This window comes from Pseudomonas sp. GNP014 (genome assembly GCF_054344005.1).
The window spans coordinates 2,307,933-2,325,342 of record NZ_JBTGUS010000001.1 but is presented as its reverse complement, the minus strand read 5'-3'; the positions used below and the strand labels follow the sequence as shown (position 1 = coordinate 2,325,342).

The following is a 17,410-nucleotide window of genomic DNA, read 5'->3' as shown; positions in this document are numbered from 1 at the left end:
ACCGCCCCGGCAGACCGCGCACAACGGTCTGCCAAACGTGAGCCCGAGCAAAAATAATAACGAGGCAAAAACGATGACCGATGTACGCACACCTGCTGCCGAAAATCCCGCTGTAGATCGCACACACAACACCGAAACGGCCCACAAGGACTGGAGCAAATCCGACACCACCTGGATGCTCGGCCTGTACGGCACCGCGATTGGTGCCGGCACCTTGTTCCTGCCGATCAACGCCGGTGTCGGTGGTTTCTGGCCGCTGCTGATTCTGGCCGTGCTGGCCTTCCCGATGACGTTTTTCGCCCACCGTGGTTTGACCCGTTTCGTGTTGTCCGGACGCTCAGGGGACATCACCGAAGTGGTTGAAGAACACTTCGGTATCGGTGCCGGCAAGCTGATCACACTGCTGTATTTCTTCGCGATCTTCCCGATACTGCTGGTGTACAGCGTCGCGCTGACCAACACCCTGAGCAGTTTTCTCGAACACCAGTTGCACATCGCTCCACCACCCCGGGCCATTCTGTCGCTGGTGCTGATCCTCGGCCTGATGGCGATCGTGCGTTGCGGACAGAACGTGATCGTCAAAGCCATGAGCGTGCTGGTCTATCCGTTCGTTGCCGCCCTGTTGCTGCTCGGCCTGAGCCTGATCCCCAACTGGAACGGCGCGTTCTTCGCCAGCGCTCAAGAGGCGATGCCGCTGTCGGTGTTCCTCAAGACCTTGTGGCTGGCGATCCCGGTGATGGTGTTCTCGTTCAACCATTCGCCGATCATCTCGGCGTTCGCGGTCGACCAGAAACAGCGCTACGGCGCACAGGCCGAGCGCAAGAGCAGCGGCATCCTCGCCATGGCCCACGGCATGATGGTGGTGACGGTAATGTTCTTCTGCTTCAGCTGCGTGCTGGCGCTGTCGCCGACAGATCTGGCAGCGGCGAAGGCGCAGAACATTTCGATCCTGTCGTACCTGGCCAACCACTTCCAGACTCCGGTCATCGCTTACGCCGCGCCGCTGATTGCGCTGGTGGCGATCACCAAATCCTTCCTCGGCCACTACATCGGCGCCAGCGAAGGCTTTCAGGGCATGATCGTCAAAAGCCTGCGCAGCCGTGGCAAGGTAATGTCGGCGAGCTGGCTGAACCGGGCGACCGCGCTGTTCATGATCCTCAGCTGCTGGGCCGTCGCCACGTTCAACCCGAGCATTCTGGGGATGATCGAAACCCTCGGCGGCCCGGTGATTGCCTGTCTGCTGTTCCTGATGCCGATGTACGCCATCCGCCGTGTGCCAGCCTTGCGCCAGTATTCGGGACAGGTTTCGAACGTGTTTGTGGTGCTGATCGGCCTGATTGCACTGTCGGCGATCATCTACTCGGTTATGCCCTGAAACGGGCCATAAATGACAAAGGCGAGCCAGGTGCTCGCCTTTTTTATCCCGTATCCATTGTCCAACAATTTTCCCGGCACAGCCCTTGCTACATCCCTGTGGGAGCTGCCGCAGGCTGCGATCTTTTGATCTTCATGACCGACATCAAGACACCGCAGATCAAAAGATCGCAGCCTGCGGCAGCTCCTGCACAAAGCAACACACAGGCCACGGAATGGCCGATGGTCCGGTATGGCGAACCAACCCGATCACGGCCGGTCAACAACTGCACGTTCAATCAGGCGGTGACGCATCATGGACAATCCTTTTCAGATCATTACCGATGCCTTCGCGCCGGACTATCAGATCAACCTGAGCATTCAGGGCCTGGACGGCAGCATCATGCTGACCCTGTCGAACAGCGGCCGCATCGTGGCCAAACGCATGATCAGCAGCGAACAACGCAACGATCCACAACGCTTGCGGCGGCTGGTGCAAAGTATTCAATTCGGCATCGCCATCGAACAGGGTCACAGCGCCATGGCGATCCTCGAAGCGATGACCAGCGGTGACGGGCTGCCGCCGCCACCGCTGCAAATCGACAGCCAGTCTCGACCGTCGGCGGGCCTTTAGAGTTCGCCTTTCTCGATCTCCGGGTGTTCACCGGAACCGGCGCCCAGCTTGCGCTGCGGTTTCTCGATCTTCACCGAAGGAAATTGTGACGAGGCGTAACGCACCACCAGAATCGAGAACGCCAGCAGCAGAATGCCGCCGCACAGGTAGATGATGCCCATGTCCGGCGGATTGTGGTGCGAGACGTTGGAGATCAGCAAACGGGTCAGCGCAGTGATCGCCACGTAGATCAGGAAGCGCACAGGCATGTGGTTGGTCTTGAAATAAATCCCGACCATCGCCCCCAGTTCGAGATAGATGAACAGCAAAAGAATGTCATCAATCTTGATGTGGCCTTCCTCGAGCATCCCGAGAAACTCCATCACTGCCGCCCACGCCGTCACCGCACCGATGGCGAACAGCGCCAGGTAGTGGAAGGTTTCGACGAACAGGTTGCCCAGGGACTCGGCCAGTTGATGCACGTTTTGCCGCAGTTTCTCGGCCCAGTTGATTTTCACGATGATGTTCCTTAGCCCGACTCGGGCGGATGATGCGTGTTGGACGTGACGGTTTTTCTGCACGCGCTCTGTTTCATGCAGAAACGAGGCCACGCCATCATGGCGAGCCCCCGCAAAAGCCGCGCCGTGGCGTTTGGTCGCACATGCCAGCCTGCACCGAAGCCTGTGGGAGCGAGCTTGCTCGCGAATGGCCACCACGCGGTCATCCCCTGACAAACCCCGAATCCGGTCTACATTAAAAAGCCACTACCCAAAGCGCAGGGATTCGCTTATCCTTTCGCTGTATATAAATACAGTAGTCGCTAAGACAACTAAATGTGAAGGCATGTGAGGTGGTGAATGGCCGTCGAAGTGGTATACCGCAGCAGCCGAGATCTGGAGCGCTTGTTCATGGATAAAGCCGAAGCTGACCGTCATGACAAAATGCTCGAACTGGCTGAGATGCTGTCCGAAGTGTTGCAGAAAGCCGTGCCGTCGCTGAACGAGCAACAGGTTGAAGAAGTCGGGATCTACATGGCGAAGAACCGCGATGTGTTCGCCAAAGCCTTCAAGAGCCAGCCTGATGCGTTGTCGGAACTCATCAATGCACCGGCTGAGCCAGTGGCTGAAGTGGCTGAAGTGGCTGATACGGCAGAGTCTGCTGAAGCACCGGCCAAACCGGCAAAAGCGGCGAAAGCTGCCAAGTAATCATCGCCTGATCAAAAGATCGCAGCCTTCGGCAGCGCCTGCAGGGAATACGTATTCCAATGCAGGCGCTGCCGAAGGCTGCGATCTTTTGCGTTTCAGCGATACAGAACCTTCTCCGCCAACTCATCGGCCACCCGCGCCGGCGAGCGCTTCTCGGCCTGGGCATGGGCGAACACTTCGGTCAGTCGCGAGGAAATCTTCGACAGGTGCGCGGTGATCGTCCCCAGCTCTTCGCCGCGATGTTTGAGCGAGACGTAGATCAGGCCACCGGCGTTGATCACATAATCCGGCGCATACAGAATCCCGCGCCGCTCCAGCTGATCGGCGACATCCAGATGCGTCAGTTGATTGTTCGCGGAGCCCGCGACCGCCGAGCAACGCAATTGCGTCACCGTGTGACTGTTGAGCACCCCGCCGAGACCGCACGGCGCAAGAATGTCGCACGGCGTGCTGAGCAATGCATCGTTGGCAATCGGATGCGCATTGAGTTGCTCCATCGCCAGTTGCACCTTGCCATGGTCGATGTCGCTGACCAGCAATTCTGCTCCGGCCGCGTGCAGTTGTTCGGCCAGTGCATAACCGACATTACCCAGGCCCTGAATGGCGATGCGCAGACCTTCGAGGTTGTCGCTGCCCAAGCGCGCCATCGCCGTTGCCCGAATCCCGGTAAACACGCCCATCGCCGCATGCGGCGCCGGGTCACCGGCCGACGTGGTGCTGGTGACATGCTGAGTCTGCTGGGCGATGCAATCCATGTCGGCGACCGAAGTGCCGCTGTCGATCGCCGTGATGTAGCGGCCATCAAGCTGTTCGATGCAACGCCCAAAGGCTTCGAACAGTGCGCCACGGTTTTCCACATGGGCCGGGCGCACGATGACCGCCACCCCGCCACCCTGCGCCAGCCCCGCCAGCGCAGCCTTGTAGCTCATGCCCTGAGCCAGGCGAATGGCATCTTCGACCGCGGATTCATCATTGGGATAGGCAAGATAACGGCATCCACCCAAGGCTGGCCCGAGGCGACTGTTATGGATGGCAATGACCGCCTTCAACCCGGTAACCGGGTCAACGCTAAGGTGCAGCGATTCCAGGCGAGTGCTTTGCATGAGCGCAAACATCGTTGGGCTCCCGAATCACTTCTTGTAGAACGCCAGTATAGGCTCGCGCCCAAAAATTGCTGAAGCGCACCGGAATAAGCACCCGCGCAGACCGCGGCTTTGCGGCATAACCCGAGACTGGCGTGGCCCGGCACTGGACGAATGCCACGGACGGGGCTAAAACGAGGCATGCCCCGGAGATTTCGATGAGTCCGCGCCAACGCTTTTTCGACTGCCTGCACCGTTCACCGCCCGCGCTGTTCGAAGCCGCGCTGTGGATCGCGGCCGAACACGAAAAAGAGCTCGACCCCGAGGCGCTGCTGCAGGATTTCAAGGAGCTGCAACAACGGGTCAGCTACGGGCTACCGATGCTGCCGGTCAATGAACTGGCCCAGCCCCTGTTGCGGCGAATGATTGAACTGGGGTTTGCCCAGGACGATTTCCTGCCGTTGCGCCCCCAGGCGGCGCTGCTGCACAAAGTGCTGCACACCCGACGCGGGCAGCCGCTGACACTGGCGCTGATTGCGCTGGAACTGGCACGCGGGCTGGAGATTCCCTTGGTCGGCGTCAACTTTCCCGGGCATTTCCTGCTGCGCGTGCCCGGCGCCGATCATTTGCTCGATCCCTGCGGTGGTCGACGTCTGTATCCGAATGACTGTCGCGAGCTGCTACAGCGTCAGTACGGGCCGAACATGCAACTCAACGGCGAGCATTTGCTGACGGCGACACCGGTGCAAATGCTCCAGCGCCTGTCACGCAACCTGCGTCAGTTACACCTGGCCCACGATGACTTCATCGCCGCGCTGGTCGATGCCGAGCGCGTACTCGAACTGGGGAATGCGGCAGCCGCCGATTATCTGGCCCGGGCCAGTCTGTATCAGCGACTCGACTGCCCGAATGCCGAGCGTTTCGATCTGGAGCACGCGCTGCTGCTGAGCGACGACCCGATCCAGCGCCTGCGTCTGACGGAGCGGCTCGGACACCTGCCGCCAAATTCCGTGGTGCACTGAACGCCTTTGCGGAGCGCGCGCCTGCTCGCAAAGCAGGCACTTCCGTTTGTCCTGTCAGATCGCGTTATCGTTCTTTGCGAGCAGGCTCGCTCCCACAGGGGGCAGTGCGGCCTCTGCGGGTGATCGCACCTGAATGATCAACAACGCCGCCAGCACCGCCGGTATCGCGCAGAAGAAGAAAATCTGCGCCACTGGAATGTGCATCGCCAACAACAGACTGCCGAACAGCGGCCCGAGAATCGAACCGAAACGCCCCACGCCCAACGCCCAGCCGGTGCCCGTGGCGCGCACCTGTGCCGGGTAGAAATTACTGGCGAAGGCGTTCAGCGTCAGTTGCCCGCCGATGATGCAGAACCCGGCGGCAAACACGCAGGCCACCAGATAGCGCGGATTGTCGTGATTCAAGCCCAGCAGAATGGTGCACAGCGCCGCGCCGGCCAGCACGCCGGACAACAACCGCACCTTGCGTTTCAGGCGGTCGGCGAACCAGGCCATGCAGATGGCGCCCAGCGTACCGGCGAAGAGGAACATCGACGTCACCAGGTTGGCCTCGTTGAGTTTCAGGCCACTTTCGAGCAGCAGCGACGGCAACCAGCTGATCATGAAATACAGCAGAATCAGGCTGACGAAAAACGTCGCCCAGATCAGTAAGGTCGGCCGTGCATAACCGTTGCGGAACAACTCGACCATGGTCAGTTTGCTGCCCTGCTCGCGCTCGTTCTGCGCGGCAGATGCAGGCGGTGGCTGCCAGTCCGGCAGCATCCGTGCGGTGACGTTGCGCAAGCGCGTATAGGGCGGCGCGTCGCGCAACAGCCGTGGCAGGGATTCCGGCAGCATCCACCAGAGAAACGGAAACAGCAGCAATGGCGTGACGCCACCGGCGAGGAACACCGCTTGCCAGCCAAACTGGTCAATGAAACCCGCCGCGACGAAACCACCCGCCGCACCACCGAACGAGAACCCGCACGCGGCCAGCGTCACCATCAACGTACGCAGGCGTGGTGGCGAGTATTCCGACATCAGCGCCATCGCACTCGGCATCGCCCCGCCCATGCCGACACCGCAAATGAAGCGCGCGATCATCAGCGTATTGAGGGAATCGGCGAACACCATCAGCACTGTCAGGCTGGCGTAGATCAGCACGCAGGCGAGCAGAATCCGCCGCACACCGAAACGGTCCGCCAGGGGGGTAACGGCAAGCGAACCGATAGTCAGGCCCAGCAGGTTGGCGCTGAAAACAGGCCCGAACGCGGCTTTCTCCAGGCCCCAGTCCTGAGCCAGTGCGGGCACGACGTAACCGAGCACCTGGGCGTCGTAGCCGTCGGTGACCAGCAACAAGGCGAGCAAGATCAAGAGCAACCACTGATAACGGGACACCGGACGGGCGTCGAGCGCCGCCCGGAAGCTGGCAATCTGGTTGTGCATCGCAAAGTACCTGTGTTGTTTTTATGATTTTCAGGCGTCGCCGAATCCCCACATTGGCATTGCGTGAAGCTTTACGGGGTATCTGGCTGGTTGGCCGGATGCGCCTTGATGAACGCCGGATGTTCAGCAGCCAGTGCGGCAACACGGCGGATTTTTGGATAGTCGTCCAGGCTGACGTTGAACCGCTCGGCCGCATACAACTGCGGAATCAGGTACACATCCGCCACGCACGGCCACTCGCCGAAACAGAAACCGCTGTCGCCAATCAACTGTTCCACTGTCGCCAGCCCCTGGCTGATCCAGTGACTGATCCACTCCACCACTTGTGGTTCGTCGTACCCCGATTGGCGCAGACGGTTGAGCACGCTGACATTGTGCAGTGGATGCACATCGCAACCGATCACCGCCGCAACGCCACGCACATGCGCGCGAGCGGCGAGGTCGGCCGGCAACAGCGGCGGTTGTGGATAACGTTCTTCCAGATACTCGATGATCGCCGGCGACTGGATCAGCAACTCCCCCTCGTCGGTACGCAAGGCCGGCACCCGGCCCTGTGGGTTGATCGCCAGATACGCCGCTTGCCGATGCTCGCCACCCGACGGCGCGATCAGGTTGACCGGCAATGCCTGATAGTCGAGGCCCTTCAGTGCCAGCGCGATGCGCACCCGGTACGACGAGGTCGAACGGTAATAGGTATAGAGATCCATCAATCGCTCCTGTCAGCGCGCCGCCAGCACGGTGCCGCGGCATTCGCCGAAACCGATGGAGGCGAAACCGTCACGGGCGCAACGGGCGCGCAGGATGATTTCGTCGCCGTCCTCAAGGAATTTGCGCACTTCGCCGGAGGCCAGTTCGATCGGCTTTTTGCCGCCCTCGGTGATTTCCAGCAGGCTGCCGAACTGACCGTTTTCAGGACCGGACAAGGTGCCCGAACCGAACAGGTCACCGGCCTGCAACTGGCAACCGTTGACGCTGTGGTGCGCGACCATTTGCGCCACGGTCCAGTACATGTAGCGGGTGTTGCTCAGGGTCAGGCGATGGGCCGGCAGATTCTGTTCGCGCATTTTTTCGGTGAGCAACAGCACTTCCAGTTCGATGTCGAACGCACCGCCGGCCTGATCGCGGTTGTCGAGCAAGTACGGCAGAGGTTGCGGGTCACCTTCCGGACGCGCCGGTTGTGGCGTGCGGAACGGCGCCAGCGCTTCGGCGGTGACGACCCACGGCGAGACGCTGGTGATGAAACTCTTCGACAGGAACGGACCCAGCGGCTGGTATTCCCAGGCCTGGATGTCACGGGCGGACCAATCGTTCAGCAGGCAGAACCCGGCGATGTGCTCGGCCGCGTCGCCAATGGCGATCGGCTCGCCCATCTCGTTGCCCTGGCCGATCCAGATGCCCAGTTCCAGCTCGTAGTCCAGACGCGCACACGGGCCAAAGATCGGCTCGCTGGCGCCGGCGGGCAAGGTCTGGCCTTTCGGACGACGCACGTCGGTACCGGACGCCCGCACAGTGGAGGCGCGACCGTGGTAACCGATCGGCACGTGCTTGTAGTTCGGCAGCAGCGGATTGTCGGGACGGAACAGTTTGCCGACGTTCTGTGCATGCTCGATTCCCACATAGAAGTCGGTGTAATCGCTGATACGGGCCGGCAGATGCAGCTGGCAATCGGCGGCCAGTGGCAGCAGTTTTGCGCCCTGGGCTTCGATGGCACCGCGATGGCTGCTGCCCTCGCTGAACAACTCCAGCAAGCGTTCGCGCAAGGCTACGCGAGCTTCGCGACCGAGTTCGAAGAACGCATTCAACAGCCCGCCATGCATGGCTTCGACGGCACTGCGTGCGACGCCGTCGAACAGACCGGCCTCCAGCGCCACTTGCAGGTCGAAGATGTGCTCGCCGATCGCCACGCCCGCGCGCGGTGCCGAACCGTTGATGCTGAACACCCCCAACGGCAGGTTCTGCAACGGGAAATCAGCGTGGCCATTGGCCGAAGCGACCCAACTGCGATTAATCGAATTCTGAGTCATGGGTTATCTCCGGGTCGGGTCGAACGTGGCGGGCAGCGTGGCCCAGCAGGCGTCGTAATTGGATTGCAGTTGCGGGCAGTCGAGGGCGAAGCGGCTTGGGCGCAGCACCTGACTGGTCTCGAACATGAAGGCCATGGTGTTGTCGATCTTCGCAGGTGCAAGCTCGGCGTTGATCGCTTTGGTGCAGGTCTCACCGTCCGGGCCGTGGGCGCTCATGCAGCTGTGCAGCGACGCACCGCCGGGCACGAAACCTTCGGCCTTGGCGTCGTACTCGCCCTGGATCAGGCCCATGAATTCGTTCATCAGGTTGCGGTGGAACCACGGCGGGCGGAAGGTGTTCTCAGCCACCATCCAGCGTGGCGGGAAAATCACAAAGTCGAGGTTGGCCAGACCGTGGACGCTGGTCGGCGAAGTCAGCACGGTGAAGATCGACGGATCCGGGTGATCGAAACTGACCGTGCCGATGGTATTGAAACGGCGCAAGTCGTATTTGTACGGCACGTTGTTGCCGTGCCAGGCGACCACATTCAGCGGCGAGTGATTAAGCTCGGTGGCCCACAGCTGACCGAGGAATTTCTGCACCAGTGTCGTCGGTTGCTGCAGGTTTTCGTAAGCGGCGACCGGGGTCAGAAAATCGCGTGGATTGGCCAGGCCGTTGCTGCCGATCGGCCCCAGATCCGGCAGGCGCAGCGGCGCGCCGTGGTTCTCGGCGATGTAACCGCGGGCTTGCGCGTCGAGCAGCTCGACACGGAATTTCAGGCCGCGTGGCAACACGGCGATTTCCAGCGGCGCGACTTCCAGCATGCCCAGCTCGGTAGCGATGCGCAGACGGCCGAGTTGCGGCACCAGCAGCCATTCACCATCGGCATTGAAGAACACGCGTTCCATCGAACGGTTGGCGGCGTAGCTGTAGATGCTGATGCCGGCGGGTTTATCCGCACCGGCATTGGCCGCCATGCTCACCAGACCGTCAATGAAATCAGTGGGCTCGGCCGGGATCTCCAGCGGGTTCCAGCGCAGCCGGTTGGGCGTCACTTCACCCAGCGGGCCGCCGGCCAGTTGCCGTTCCAGTTTGACGAAAGCCGGGTGATTGGCCGAAGGCTGAATCCGGTACATCCAGGTCCGCCGCGCTTCACTGCGGGTCATGGTGAATGCGGTGCCGGAAAACAATTCGGTGTAGAGACCGTAGGGGGCTTTTTGCGGAGAGTTCTGGCCGACAGGCAGCGCGCCGGGCAACGCTTCAGTACTGAATTCGTTGCCGAAACCGGACTGGTAAACCAGCGTCGACGCGGTTGAATCGAGGTTCATGGAGCCTCCTGAACAGGGAGTCGGCAGTGGCCCATCGCTCTGGCTCAGAGGTTTCGGCACGCCGGGGTTGTTATTATCGTAATTCGATTACGCATAACGTAATTTGCTCGCTATCCAGCGTCAAGCTATAAAGACGCCCATTCGTATCGGAACCCGACCGCACCATGGAAAAAACCAGCGACAGCAACGGCAAACAGAAAGTCCGCTCCGCCGAAGTCGGCACCGACATCCTCAAGGCCCTCGCCGAGTTGTCGCCGTCCACGTCGCTGTCGCGCCTGGCCGAACATGTGCAGATGCCGGCCAGCAAGGTGCATCGCTATCTGCAAGCCTTGATCGCATCGGGATTTGCCGAGCAGAACACCGCCACCAACCATTACGGCCTGGGTCGTGAAGCACTGCGTGTGGGCCTGGCCGCCCTCAACAGTATGGACGTGCTGAAAGTCGCCGCCCTGCCGCTGGCCGAGTTGCGCGACGAGTTGAACGAAACCTGCTTCCTCGCGGTGTGGGGCAATCAGGGTGCGACCGTGGTGCATATCGAACCGGCGGTGCGCGCGGTGACAGTGGTGACACAATTGGGCTCGGTCTTGCCATTGCTCAGTTCATCGACCGGACTGGTCTTCAGCGCTTATCTGCCACACCGGGAAACCGATGAGCTGCGTGAGCAGGAAACCACCGTTGCCGATCACCCATTGGCGGATGAAAAGGCCTATGCGACGTTGTGTGAACAGATCCGCGAACGCGGTCTGCATCATGTGCATGGTTTATTGATGCCGGGTGTGGATGCCTTGTCTGCCCCGGTGTTCAACGCCGTCGGGCAGATCGCCGCCGTATTGACCATCGTCGGCCCGACCTCGCTGTTCCACGCCGACGAAAACGGCCCGGCGGCGCAGCGCTTGTTGGCTGCGACGCGGGCCGTGAGTTGGCGGATGGGCTATGAGTCCGAACATGTCTGAACCGTGCCAACAGCACGAATGACCGACAGCGGTGATTCGTGCTGTTTATCGCCTCAGTTGAGCAAGCGGGTCGTGCTATTCACCACCATGGGCGGCGCGGCCACAGCCGTGACATAGCTGATACTGACCTCAACGCCGGTCACTGCGCTCACCACGTCGGCAAAGTCTCTGACATTCGACAGTAAGGCAAGCGGATTCACGGGAGAACCAATGGCGCCGACCTTACCCACATACAGCATGATCGCGCCTCTCCAGGCCGATGCAAAATAAGCATTGGCCGCATCGTCGAGACCTTGGCTGGAGGCCACAATGCCTTGTACAACCGATGTCGTGATGCGCAACACCGACGCTGCAAGACCAAGGGGCGGGATAAACATTGAAGCCACGTCCAGTGCGAATTCAGCAAGAATCCTCGCATCTTTCCAGAATGCTTCTGATGGGCTGGTCGTCTGGAAGTCCGTATCGGCAATAAGATGGCTGATCTTTGCCCGGTACTGTTGTCGGAAACTAAGTATCGGATAGCTATTTGTCAGATCAGGCGTCGATGTGACCAAGGGCTTCGCGTCCCAATAGTTATCAATCAGACTTTTGACAATCTGCTGGTGCTCCAGACGCACCAGCCCCATGACAACCTTCCTGAAGGCAGAACCAGTCAATCGAGCAGCCAGCTGTTCAAGCGGGAAGAAGTCTTTGCCATCCGGAGTATTGGGCACGTAGACCATAAACTCGTCTCGGTTGTTGACTCTGCGCCCGAACACATAGGCGCCAGTCAGGGCCCGACCTTGGAGCGTGAACTCATAAACACCGATTCCCGGCTTGCCTCCCACAGCGATGACGTTTTCGCGAGGCAAATCATGATCAAAACCATCAATCAACCGCTGCAGCCAGTTGAACTGCTCTTGCGACAGCTCGCCCTTGATTTTCTGAATCAACGCGGCCCTGAGCATTTCATTCTGTTTTGTCTTTCGAAACAGCTTCACCTTCAAGTCGACATCAGATGGCTCAAGGAAGTTTTCTCTCAGATACTGAAGGTATTTTTCACCTGGCGTCAGACCGATCAGATCGTTGATGACTTTGGCATTCAACTGCTCGACAGGTTGGCCAGTAAACGTCCAGAAGCTTGCGGTTCTCAACTGTTCTGCGAGCGCTGTCAGATAGTTACCTGCGGGAGAAACCCAGGAAAAGAACTTCTGGAAGACACTTACATCACTGCGCCACAGCTGCCACTGAACGAACAGTTCAGTAAGGCTGATTTTCGAATCCGCATGAAATTTTACCCAGACTTCATCTGGATTAATTTCAGCAACAGTCCCCGAACGACCTAAGTATCGGTTGAGCTCCTGGCTGACCAACTTCCTCGAAAACTCTTTGAAAGGCACGATTTCGAGCTTTTCTTTAGCATGGTGGTAAACAGCCTTGAAATCATAGTTCAAACGATTAAGCAGGCGCTGATCCGCGACTTTGGCTTTTACATACCATTGCGGTGTAGCAACTTCAGCCTGATCGGCATCCCAACTGATCTGATTCTGAACCGCGCCCTTCAACGGACCGTCTTCGGAAAAGCTTTTCACCTCGATAGCCGACCACCACCATTCTTGAAGCATCTCATGAAGGCTATCGTGCAGGTAGTACCGCTCTATATTCGCGCTATCGCTTGCGTATGCCTGATCTTTCAAATAGGCCCAGCCTTCCTTGCTTACTACCCAGCGTGCAATCTGATGCTGTAAAGATTTCAGATCAGGAAACTGATACCACTCCTTCCCTGTGGTGAGTCCAGGCATATGAAGGACATGAAGGTTTCGTTCGGCATCGACACCTTTCCTGCGATACACCAGCAAATTCTTAAAGGGTTTAATCCAGCCCCGGAGTGACACGCCCATGGTTTCGATAGAGTCGTCACCAAAGTTATAACGCATTGCCAGATCTTGAGCGATCGAAGTCACATGTTTTTGCAATACAGCGGCAAACAATGTGAGTGCGGTCTTTCGCCCGAAAACTTCCCGCATGGATTCGACAACATCGGATTGCGAGTAAAGCAGGCGGCGCGCCGTGTTATAGGCCACACGGATGTTCAGCGTCTGAATCGCACGCATCAGATTCGTGGGTGTCATTTTTGGATTGTCAGTGAATACTCGCGGGATAATTTTATAACTCCCCGCATCATCATTGGCGCCGTGCATGAAAACCTGCGTCAGCGTTTTACGCTCAGTGAGCTCAATCTTCTGCCCGTTCACCAACGGTACGGTATGAATGATGTCTACGGGTACATTGTCCGGATTAACGCGCTCATCATCACCCGGGGATAAAAAATCCTCCACGGCCACACGAGAATAGTCCTTGAGCGACGTTATGCCATGGGTGGTCTGATGATGTTTTACTTCGGCTTCGAGAAGTCGCTGTTGCAGTGCAACGTACACTTCCTGATTGGTATCCGAAGTAGTTTTCAACCAGTCTGGCCATGCATTCCGCTCCACAACCTTCAGAAGACCGGCCTGCCTTTTTTTGGCGTGATGAGTAATTTCCGGCAAGGACTGCGTCGACTCCACGGTCGCCATGCACCCATCCAGATCCGAACTGCCCCTGTTGAGCCGATCCAGGTGGTATTCGACGTCTCTGTAGGCCTTGTGCAACGTCTGCTCTGCGTAACGTTCGAACAGATTCCCATGGACTTTCAAAAAGCGAACATCGTAACCATAGGCAAACCCTTCTCGCTCATCGAGCGGCAGCGCCTGCAGAAACTCCTCCCGCGTGTCCGTCCACTTCAATCGCGAGACCAGGGCTTGCTGAAGTATCAGCGAGGAGGCGAACTTCTCGATCCCTCGATCTGGCGAATAGAGAACAACGGCACCCTCGCTTGCTGGAATCAGTTGTTCGTGAACCGGATTAGTCAGTGGCACCACAAACATTGAGTTTTGCTCAACATAACTGCCATTCCGGCCTTCGATATGGACGCTGTAACCCATGCCTGTCAAACCCGCTTGAACAGTACTACTGATGCGCGCCCTTTCCTCCTGAGTAATTTCACCGTGCGCCGTCCATGAATCGAGCTCCCGCTCAAACAAGACCGATTGAAGAACAGCCAACGCAGACTTGCGCGAAAGTTTTGGATACGCGTAGCCACTTTGGGAAACCTCGTTAATTTCCCAGTATCTTTTTAACGCGGAAACGTAACGGGTCGCAATATTCCCCAACAAATCAGACAGTATATTTTCGACTGCCGTAACATCCAGGCCCTTGATGATATCCCGTGAATCGGTAGAACCAGGATAATCGTAAATCGCATAGATAGCCGGAGAGTAAACAGGTACTTCGCCGCGCTGCAAACACTCCAGAAAAACCTCAAGTAAACGTCCCATTGGCGCGTTTGCTTTTTGGCTGCCCCCCTCAAGAACATTGATATGAATTTTGCTAACCAATACTCCTGGCGCAATCTTCGCAACAGCTTCCCGCAAACAATCCTGCACGATCACTTTGAAAGCAGGTACCAGTTCCAACTCTTTCACAATATTGGACAATGCTTCGCCCTGGCGAGCAAGAGCCGTATTTTCAACTTTTTCAAAGTTCATCAATAAAAATTCCGATCAGTTTGATAATTGCAACGACTGCCTGTCGACTGCATTCGCAAATCAAACTAATACCGGCACACATACAAAAGATAGCTCGAAAACTTTTCCAAGCGTGTTTAACCCGACACGCCAATATACATCTGAATACAAAGCCACTCTGCCGTGTTTTATTTACAACTTAAAGCCAAGCAATCTCGCCTTGGCTACTGCGTGAGTCCGGCGTTCCACCGCCAACTTTGTATATATTCTTCGCACATGAGTTTTTACAGTGTGCAACGAAAGGAAAAGTTTCTCCGCGATTTGCCGATTGGAATCACCCAACGCAACAAGCTCCAACACCTGCTGCTCTCGCCGACTGAGCACGCTGGCACACTCAAAACTTTCGGAACTGGCTAAAAAAACCTCTTTTTCTTCAGGAAAAAAATTCGAAGGAAGTAAAGAGAACTGATGCCGCACGCCATCCAGGTTCGCTCGTTGCACAATCCTGCAACCATGCTCCCGGTGTTCGATCAGTCGGAATGGCTGTTGCTGCAGCGATGCCACTTCGGCCAACGCAAAATGCAATTCCGCTTCCAGTGTCAAAGCTCCGCCGCTCTGCGCTTGTTTCAGTAGCGGCTCGAGCTGGCCCAATAGATCTTCTTCACAATGCATATAAGCCTTGGCCAGTATCAACAAGTATTGAATGCGCGGGATTAACTCCACAGTGGCGGGAGGCGCCTGTAACGCCTCGGGTGGTTGATAGTGCCGCAATACCCGGCTCAACGCTTCTTGCGCCAACTGCGGCCGCCCCTGCTGCAACCAGAACTGGCTGCTGAGTTGCAAAAGCGCTCCGCGGTAGACCGTGTCCGGTATCTGCCGTTGCTGCATCACCCTCTCGGCCTCACGCAGACGTTCGAACGCCTGGGCATAGTCCATTCGATTGGCCGCCAGTTGTGCCTGGCCCAAATAGCCATACAACACGCGTTTGTCGTGACTGCGCAGGCAGTCTTCTACTCCCTTGCGAAAAAAATCTGCTGCCTGTTGCTCGCGCCCCATGTACAAGGCCAGCCGACCTCGACGCAATGCGATGCGGCCCAGCAATGGCGTGGGGCGTTCGGCTCTGTGAGAAAGCAATTGCTCGATGCTCAGTAACAGATTTTCGGCCCTTGCCGGCGCGCCACGCTGCTCGAGCACCTGAGCATGGTCGAGTTCAAGCAGACCTTCGAACAGCAGCGAGCCTTGAGCACGGGCTAGGCATAGGGCCTCCCGATTGATGCCATGGGCCAGTTCGAGGTCACCACACAACAACGCCTGTTGCGTCTGCCCCGACAGGCACAGCAACCTTGCCGGCCAGGCATCAACAGCCAGTTCGTCCAACGCTTGTCGAAAATATTCCCGCGCCGGAACCATTTGTCCCTGCAAATGCATCAACCACCCTTGCAGCATCTGCCAACGCGCGATCAGTTGTTTCTCTTGTTGAGCCGAGGGTTGCGGCATGAACCGCGACAGCTGCCCGATACAATGTGCCGCCTGTTCAAAACGACCGGCAAAGAGCAATGCGGCAGTGATCAATCCGATCAACTGGGGGGTGCTCAGGGTCAGCTCTTCGCTGTGGCATTCATGCAGGCGCAGCAACAGCACCACCGTTTGTTCTTCGAACAGGTGCTCGAAGTTGAAATGCTGCAAAAGGCTGACCGCCGTCTCGTGCTCCTCGGCCAGGAGCGCTTGCTCGAAGGCCGAGCGCCAGTCCTGCTCGGCACTGAACCACTGGCAGGCCCGACGGTGCCAGGAGCGGGCCGAGGGCCATTGTTCCTCGCGCATGACCCGGGCCAGCGGCGCAAAGATCTGTAACCAGTGCGGCGAGTCATTCCACGGTTCGATAAAACAGCCAAGCGCATGCAGCGTGCGCAAGTGTTGCGCGCCCTCCCCGGCACCCAACAAGTGCTCACACAGTTCGGCATTGAAGCGCGGCAGATGCGCCAATACCCGCCACGCCTCGGTCAACTCCGGGGTGAGGCTGCTGAAGAGTTCGTGTTGCAGATAATCGAGCAAGGTGTCGACGCGCTGTTGCGGCTGAATGCTTTGCGACCAGTCGCACTTCTGCAGCAGTGCCATGCGCACACCGGCGCACCAGCCACCGGTGCGCTGGACGATGCGCGTGGCGACATGGCCAGCCTGTTCCGGCGCCAGATGCCGCAAGGCACCGGCGATCTCGTGTTGCGTCAGCGCCAGTGTCGTGCTTTCACACTCGTACAATTCATCGCCAAGCAGCAGTCGCGGCCAATTGCATTGTGGACGTCGGCGCGTACCGATCCACCAGATCAGCGCCGGACTGCTGACAGCCAACAGGCGATCGAGCAAAGCGTCCAGCGCCGGATCCGGCAGTCGAGCGAAGTCATCAATAAACAGCCATGTGGGTGTCGACCAATGCGCCAGGGTCGTGATCAAACCCGACTCATCAACGCACTCCGCCAGCCCCAGCGCCTGGGTCAGACGCTGGCAGAATTCGCCGACACTCAGCGTGGCGCCCGCCATTGGCAACCAACGCACCTCGCACGCCACAGGTGCCTGGAGCAAGCACTCGGTCAGCAGCGCGCTTTTGCCACTGCCAGCAGGGGCGCAAATCAGCCTGACCCGCGCCACCGAGGCCAGCAATGGCTCACTCAAGCGCGGGCGCGATTGATGATGGGAGGAGAGTCTGGGTAAAAATCCGGGGCGATCCAGACACAGCGTCATGGCGGTCATCGGGTGAGCCTTTTTATAGTTGTGGGTTCACCCTAGCCCTCTCCAGACCGCTTGTTGACGAGTATTCAGCACGCTGATTGGCGGCCATAAAAACGCGACCACCTGGTCTTATTCTGATCATCTGAACCGAACCGC

12 protein-coding genes and 1 pseudogene are annotated in these 17,410 nt (G+C 58.4%); 5 read left to right on the top strand and 8 right to left on the bottom strand.

Features of this window, described 5'->3' with window-relative positions:
• Positions 1–73 precede the first annotated feature (73 nt).
• Together ACXX9E_RS10330 and ACXX9E_RS10325 are read left to right on the top strand one after the other, a co-directional pair.
• Entirely contained in the window at positions 74–1,375 is a 1,302-nt protein-coding gene (locus ACXX9E_RS10330) for an HAAAP family serine/threonine permease (RefSeq protein WP_128616498.1), read from the top strand.
• A gap of 294 nt (positions 1,376–1,669) precedes the next feature.
• A complete protein-coding gene (locus ACXX9E_RS10325) occupies positions 1,670–1,987 on the top strand; it encodes a DUF3509 domain-containing protein (protein WP_457236429.1) in 318 nt (105 codons plus the stop codon).
• On the opposite strand, the gene ACXX9E_RS10320 is transcribed toward ACXX9E_RS10325, so the two are convergent.
• A complete protein-coding gene (locus ACXX9E_RS10320) occupies positions 1,984–2,484 on the bottom strand; it encodes a phosphate-starvation-inducible protein PsiE (RefSeq protein ID WP_003221775.1) in 501 nt (166 codons plus the stop codon). The genes ACXX9E_RS10325 and ACXX9E_RS10320 overlap by 4 nt on opposite strands.
• Before the next feature lie 339 nt (positions 2,485–2,823).
• On the opposite strand from ACXX9E_RS10320, the pseudogene ACXX9E_RS10315 reads away from it, so the two are divergent.
• Positions 2,824–3,078 (top strand): annotated as a pseudogene (locus tag ACXX9E_RS10315) (YebG family protein); the annotation flags it as partial.
• Between the two features lie 188 nt (positions 3,079–3,266).
• On the opposite strand, the gene ACXX9E_RS10310 reads toward ACXX9E_RS10315, so the two are convergent.
• Positions 3,267–4,286 carry a Glu/Leu/Phe/Val dehydrogenase family protein gene (locus ACXX9E_RS10310; RefSeq protein WP_123464767.1) on the bottom strand — a complete coding sequence of 340 codons (1,020 nt, stop codon included), beginning with the start codon at positions 4,284–4,286 and terminating at the stop codon, positions 3,267–3,269.
• A gap of 185 nt (positions 4,287–4,471) precedes the next feature.
• Here ACXX9E_RS10310 and ACXX9E_RS10305 point away from each other — a divergent pair, with 185 nt between their 5' ends.
• Positions 4,472–5,275, top strand: a complete 804-nt coding sequence (locus ACXX9E_RS10305; RefSeq protein WP_123464765.1) for a SirB1 family protein — start codon at positions 4,472–4,474, stop codon at positions 5,273–5,275.
• Positions 5,276–5,329: 54 nt separating this feature from the next.
• Here ACXX9E_RS10305 and ACXX9E_RS10300 read toward each other — a convergent pair whose 3' ends face one another.
• From ACXX9E_RS10300 to hmgA, 4 genes are all read right to left on the bottom strand, one after another.
• Positions 5,330–6,700, bottom strand: coding sequence for an MFS transporter (locus tag ACXX9E_RS10300; protein WP_123464763.1), 1,371 nt, complete (start codon positions 6,698–6,700; stop codon positions 5,330–5,332).
• A 71-nt stretch (positions 6,701–6,771) separates the two neighbouring features.
• Complete coding sequence (gene maiA, locus ACXX9E_RS10295) at positions 6,772–7,407, bottom strand: maleylacetoacetate isomerase (protein ID WP_128616500.1); 636 nt, start codon at positions 7,405–7,407, stop codon at positions 6,772–6,774.
• A gap of 12 nt (positions 7,408–7,419) precedes the next feature.
• The gene (gene fahA, locus ACXX9E_RS10290; RefSeq protein ID WP_458555387.1) at positions 7,420–8,724 is read right to left on the bottom strand and encodes a fumarylacetoacetase; all 1,305 of its coding nucleotides are present in this window, start codon (positions 8,722–8,724) and stop codon (positions 7,420–7,422) included.
• Positions 8,725–8,727: 3 nt separating this feature from the next.
• Positions 8,728–10,032: a homogentisate 1,2-dioxygenase gene (gene hmgA / locus ACXX9E_RS10285; RefSeq protein WP_123464757.1), complete on the bottom strand. Its 1,305-nt coding sequence runs from the start codon at positions 10,030–10,032 to the stop codon at positions 8,728–8,730.
• 164 nt (positions 10,033–10,196) lie between these two features.
• Here hmgA and ACXX9E_RS10280 point away from each other — a divergent pair, with 164 nt between their 5' ends.
• Positions 10,197–10,985 carry an IclR family transcriptional regulator gene (locus ACXX9E_RS10280; RefSeq protein WP_123464755.1) on the top strand — a complete coding sequence of 263 codons (789 nt, stop codon included), beginning with the start codon at positions 10,197–10,199 and terminating at the stop codon, positions 10,983–10,985.
• A gap of 53 nt (positions 10,986–11,038) precedes the next feature.
• Here the strand turns inward: ACXX9E_RS10280 and ACXX9E_RS10275 are convergent, their stop codons facing one another.
• On the bottom strand, positions 11,039–14,551 hold the full coding sequence (locus ACXX9E_RS10275) for a dermonecrotic toxin domain-containing protein (protein ID WP_458555386.1): 3,513 nt from the start codon (positions 14,549–14,551) through the stop codon (positions 11,039–11,041).
• A gap of 171 nt (positions 14,552–14,722) precedes the next feature.
• Positions 14,723–17,275, bottom strand: coding sequence for a LuxR C-terminal-related transcriptional regulator (locus ACXX9E_RS10270; RefSeq protein ID WP_458555385.1), 2,553 nt, complete (start codon positions 17,273–17,275; stop codon positions 14,723–14,725).
• Between the last annotated feature and the right edge of the window lie 135 nt (positions 17,276–17,410).

Excerpts from the sequence above, each read along its gene's own strand:
- ACXX9E_RS10330 (WP_128616498.1), top strand. The coding sequence starts at position 74 with ATGACCGATGTACGCACACCTGCTGCCGAAAATCCCGCTGTAGATCGC.
- ACXX9E_RS10310 (WP_123464767.1), bottom strand. The coding sequence starts at position 4,286 with ATGTTTGCGCTCATGCAAAGCACTCGCCTGGAATCGCTGCACCTTAGC.
- ACXX9E_RS10300 (WP_123464763.1), bottom strand. The coding sequence starts at position 6,700 with ATGCACAACCAGATTGCCAGCTTCCGGGCGGCGCTCGACGCCCGTCCG.
- ACXX9E_RS10280 (WP_123464755.1), top strand. The coding sequence starts at position 10,197 with ATGGAAAAAACCAGCGACAGCAACGGCAAACAGAAAGTCCGCTCCGCC.
- ACXX9E_RS10305 (WP_123464765.1), top strand. The coding sequence starts at position 4,472 with ATGAGTCCGCGCCAACGCTTTTTCGACTGCCTGCACCGTTCACCGCCC.
- maiA (WP_128616500.1), bottom strand. The coding sequence starts at position 7,407 with ATGGATCTCTATACCTATTACCGTTCGACCTCGTCGTACCGGGTGCGC.
- hmgA (WP_123464757.1), bottom strand. The coding sequence starts at position 10,032 with ATGAACCTCGATTCAACCGCGTCGACGCTGGTTTACCAGTCCGGTTTC.
- fahA (WP_458555387.1), bottom strand. The coding sequence starts at position 8,724 with ATGACTCAGAATTCGATTAATCGCAGTTGGGTCGCTTCGGCCAATGGC.
- ACXX9E_RS10270 (WP_458555385.1), bottom strand. The coding sequence starts at position 17,275 with ATGACCGCCATGACGCTGTGTCTGGATCGCCCCGGATTTTTACCCAGA.
- ACXX9E_RS10275 (WP_458555386.1), bottom strand. The coding sequence starts at position 14,551 with ATGAACTTTGAAAAAGTTGAAAATACGGCTCTTGCTCGCCAGGGCGAA.
- ACXX9E_RS10325 (WP_457236429.1), top strand. The coding sequence starts at position 1,670 with ATGGACAATCCTTTTCAGATCATTACCGATGCCTTCGCGCCGGACTAT.